Source organism: Campylobacter sp. BCW_6889 (assembly GCF_001762535.1).
GTDB lineage: Bacteria > Campylobacterota > Campylobacteria > Campylobacterales > Campylobacteraceae > Campylobacter_D > Campylobacter_D jejuni.
This window is the reverse complement of record NZ_MJWZ01000013.1, coordinates 1-5,005: the sequence shown is the minus strand read 5'-3', so window position 1 is coordinate 5,005 and position 5,005 is coordinate 1. Positions and strand designations below refer to the sequence as shown.

2 protein-coding genes and 1 pseudogene are annotated in these 5,005 nt (G+C 24.4%); all 3 read right to left on the bottom strand.

The window, feature by feature from the left end; all coding sequences use genetic code 11:
• Positions 1-333, bottom strand: a pseudogene (locus AJ939_RS01150) (hypothetical protein); the annotation flags it as partial.
• Between the two features lie 11 nt (positions 334-344).
• The gene (locus AJ939_RS01145; RefSeq protein WP_070233299.1) at positions 345-3,815 is read right to left on the bottom strand and encodes a hypothetical protein; all 3,471 of its coding nucleotides are present in this window, start codon (positions 3,813-3,815) and stop codon (positions 345-347) included.
• The coding region (locus AJ939_RS01140) for a hypothetical protein (protein ID WP_250540833.1) at positions 3,812-5,005 on the bottom strand (1,194 nt) is incomplete at its 5' end. The genes AJ939_RS01140 and AJ939_RS01145, both read right to left, overlap by 4 nt.

Sequence of the window (5,005 nt, the reverse complement as noted above, 5' to 3'; positions counted from 1 at the left end):
ATAATAAGCTTTTTCTGCTTTAGTCCAAGGAGCTATGCTTCCTTTGATAGGATCTTTTAAATAAATACTTTGCCAATCTTTAAATTCAAGCAAAGTAGATTTCTCCCCTGTGTGAAATTCAGGATCTAGGTATTGGGGTTGATAGTCTTTGTAGGGGGAGTTTTGTTTGATATTGTGTGCTTCAAACAAAGCTTTGGAATATTCTTGGGTGTATTTGCCTACTTCACGCCCATCTTCTCTTTTATCAAATATAATTTGATTTGTATTTTTATCAACTTCTAATATAAGTCCATTAGAAGTATAAATCTCGTAAATATCTTTATTACCACTCATTATTTATCCTTTCATCCTATATATAAACCATCTTCCATGATTATAGTAGTGGCTAGTCTGCCTATAAACTTATTAGAATAATCTTGGGATTTATTAGTATCATCGCTTTCTTCCTCATCATTTTCATTTTTTCTTTTGTTTTTTACATATTCCTCATTTATCCCCTTATACATCACTTCCAAATTATGTTGTCCTATGGCTTCTAAATTTTCCATCAATCTTCTTGCTTTTTGCCTATCTTCTATAAACTTACCTTTTTCATCTTGAGTGGTATTATAAATCCCATTTGCATATTCATATAAAATTTGTATAGTATCATTATAGGCTAAGATAGGGTGTTGTTTTATCATAGGATTTTGTGTTTTATACTCTTCTTTTCTTTGAAAATGTTCTAGCTTATATATATTACAATTTCTAAGTTCTATATTGTTTTTTTCAAAAAATTCCTTATCATTTAAGATATATTTGCCTTCATTGATTTTATCTTCCATAAAAGCACTTCTTTTTTCATCTAAAATAATATAAGATAAAAGTCTTTTTAAGGCAAATTCCCTAGCTTCACTTGAAGTTGTAGCACAAGCAATACTAGGATAATAATTAAGCCCACCCGTGCATAATAAAGAACCAAAAATAAACTCAGATAAATCAAAACTCATAAATCTAGAATTTATTAATAAAGGATAGGTTATATATTCTTCTTTTTTTACAGCTAAAGGAAAATCATAATTGTAAGTAAATTTTTCATACATTAGTTTTTCATATAAAATTTTCAATCTTTCATAATTTGTAGGCAAAAGTGTATCAATAAAAGATCCTGCTAAATTTTTTAATATATCCACGCTCAAGTCTTTACTCATTTTAATAGAAAAATCAATAGCTAATTGTTTTCTTACTTTTGATATCAAATGAATTTGCTTAGCTTTATCTAATCTTGAAAAACTCTTTGACTTTTTTAATTCACTTGCATATTCTAATTGATTAAAATAATAATAATTTGTTCCTATTTGATATAAAAAAAGCTTATTGAGTGATTTTTTACTTTTTGGATTAATTTTTATAAAACGCCCCTTAGGGCTAAGTGCATAAAATATCCCTAGTTCTTTAAAAAAATGTGCTTTAAAACTAGAAAATAATTTATTACCATAATACTTTTTATCTAAGCTTGAATCTATAAAAAATAAAATCATTTTTTTAAAAAAATCAGGCTGACTCATAAAAAATTCTGTAAAAGGAAAAAGTTGCTTAATGATGTTAAAAAAAGTAATATCTATAGATAATTTTGCAAGTTCTTTATCAAGCATAATATCTTGAATGCTTTTATCTAAATCTTTTTTTGAAGGAAGAGTTTTGTCTGTTTGTATATTTTCTTCAAATTCAATCTCCTCATCAAAACTTTCATTTAAGGTTTTTAAAAAATTTACATAAGTTTGATCTTCTTCTTCAAAATCATTTTCAAACATAGCTTTGGCTAATTCATCTAAATAAATAACTTCATCTTCTTTTTTATTTTTATTTAATTCTTTAGATAAAAAGATATAAATTTTTTTATCATTATCATAAAAATAAATATCATCAGGGATAAATGAAATATACTCATTAAAATAATTTGGTATTTTAATCTTTTGATAATTACCAATATTTGCCTGAAACAATTTATATCCCAAAGAATATTCTTGCGTAAAAGCTAAGTCTTTTTGTAAAACATACAAAGTTAAAGTCAATAAAACAACCGTTAAAGGTGAGTATTTCTTAAAATCTACATTTTCATATGTTTTAAACATTAATGTTTCTGAGTTAAGATTGGATTGTGTTTGGTCATAGCGAGAATTGATATTATCTAAATAATTATTAAAAAGCTCGACATATTCTTCTACTTTTTCTTTTTCTTTTTCGCTAATTTCTTCAAGTTCTTTAGGCAATTTAAAAAAGCTATCAATATAAGCAAAATCTTGCTTAACTTTTTCATATTCTAATCGTTCGTTTATATATTCTAATAAATAAAGTTTCATCCAAGAATATGTTTGATTATAAAAATTAAAATACCCTTTATATTTTTGATAAATCTGTCCATCAAGTTTCACAAAAGGACAAAGTTGCAATACATAATCATCTTCTTTTTTAACATCTCTTTCTATAAAATAAGAACCATAATCTCTTTTGCTAGGAAAATCGCCTTTTAATGCAAGTTTTTCATTTTTTGTAAGAGCTTTGGGGCGATTTTTTATTATTGCTCCTAATTTTTTTTGATACAAGTCCTCACAAAGTCCTGCATTGTTAAGCTGTGGTGGATTAGTAATAAGCAAATAATTTTTACCCATTTTGGTTGTATTGATTTGATCAGTATTTTTTTTATCTAATATCATTTCTACTAGCATGGAAGAATTTAAATCAGGATATTCTGCATAAAAGAAATGATTGAGTTTAGAGATATTTAAATTGATTGCTTTTTTTAATGTTGTATCAAAATTATTTAAACTAGAATTCACTAAAAGTGTATTATCTAACTTTTCATTTTCAAATTTTAGATTATTTTCTAAAAAATTATCAAAAATACCTTGAAATTCTTCATCTAAAATAACTTTATAAAAACTATTTTTATAAAGACTAATAGAAGGTACATTAGAATAAGATGAAAAATCTAATAATACTTTATCATCTATAATTAATACATCAGATAAAATTTCTTCATTGCACAAAGCGATAATAGGATAAAGCTTACTAGTAATAAGCTCTAAAAGTGGATAAGCAAAATCATAATAATATTTTTGTTCCTTATACTCTTGATACTCAGCAGAAGAATTATAAGCTTCAAATAATGTATTTACAACAAAAACATAAGGATTTTTTTTGACTAAAGAGACAGGTTTTTTAAGATTGGTTACAGAATCTAGTATATTGATAAAAAATTTTGCTATAGCTCTAATAATTTGCTTATATTCATCATCATTAGATTGAGTAATATTTTTTAAAAGTGTATTAAAAAGTGTATCTAGGGTAAGTTGTATCTTTGGTTTAATTTCTTGCTCAAAATAGTTAGATTCTTTGATATTTTTTAATAATATATTTAATTCTTTTTGAATTTCTTTTAAAAAATTTTCAATATTTTCTACATTGTTTTCATCAATAATTTTATTGAGCGTTTTATTTTCATTTTGATTAATTGCATTATTTAAAAATTTTAAATTATTAAAGATAATTTTTTTAATGCTAGATAAATTTTTATCAGAGCTAAATTTTTGTTCTTTTGTGATTTCGTCTTTATTGGCTTGATTTAAATGTATGATTTTAAAAGTTTTTGTATTATCAATTTTAAAATTATCTTCAATAGTATGTAGTGTCTTATACAAAGAATTCTTAGCTTCTTTATATCCATCAAAATCACTGCATATAAAAATAATTTTATTAGCATTTTTGGTAAGATTTTTTAACTCGATTTCTAAATTATGATTTGATGCAATTAAAGTAAAATTTTTTATTTTCATATTTTAACCCCATTTACCACCACAAATTTACAAACATAAAACTCTTGTTTTCTATCTTCATCTTCTAAGATTTCATCTAGTCCTTGTGCGATTTGAAGTTTTAAATTTTGCATTTTTGCAGGAGCTAAAAAACTAAAATGATATTCGTTTAATTCTTTATTATCTTCTAAAGCATTTTTGATGATTTTATCATACTCATGTAGCTGTGTAAAATACCCTACTCCTAAATCTTTGTTTTCAAATTCCTTATAAGCACTTTTATAAACTTTAGCAATGTTTTTTGAGATAATAAAATAAAGTTTGATTAAATTAGTATCAAAGCTAAGATTTAATTCTTTAAATTCATAATCTTTACTAAAGTCTTGTTTGAATTGATTAAGAATATTTATATCCTCTATATCTTTTAAATCTTTTAAATCTATATTAAATTCATTTAAAGCCTTATTTTGTTCTTTTTTTTCATTATTGATTAAAAGATTATAGATAGGTAAATTATCTTTTTGAAATCTATCACTTTTATAATGAAGTCTTATTATAGGTTCTTTTAACTCTATTTGATTTTTACTTTGTTCTCCTAAGCCCTCTTTAGGATTAAAGCTGTGATCAAATTTAAACTTAGTAGGAGTAAAGCTTACTTTTAAAGGAAAACCTTTATCACTAATACAAGCTGATATGAGTTCTTGTAAGATTACATATTCATTATTGACTTTCTTTTGAGATAAGGATCCTTTTACATTAACAACTTTAGTACAAGGAACACTTACACCTGCTATAGTATTAGGACAAGCTACTATACTAGAGTTTAATAAATCACTTTCTAGCATAATAGGCACACCATCATCTTTAAAAGTTTTTCCTTTGTTTGATTTAAGTATGACTTTACCTCCATGGATACATTCTAGGTTTTGATTTTCTAAAAGAGCATGAAGTTTAGCTATAGCTTGTTTTTTATCTACTTGTGTGGTTTTTTGTTCTTTTAAAGTGTTTGAAATTAAGTCTTTATACTCTAAGCTTTGTTTGCTTAAACATTCTAATTTGATATTTAAAGAATTTTCTATAATAGAATAATTAAGCAAGCAAAGTTCATCATTTTTATAAAAGATACTAAGTCTTCCTAAACCACTGCTTTCATCTTTAGGAGAAAAATAATAACTAGGTGTATCTTGTTTTATAGTATTATCTTGATCTAA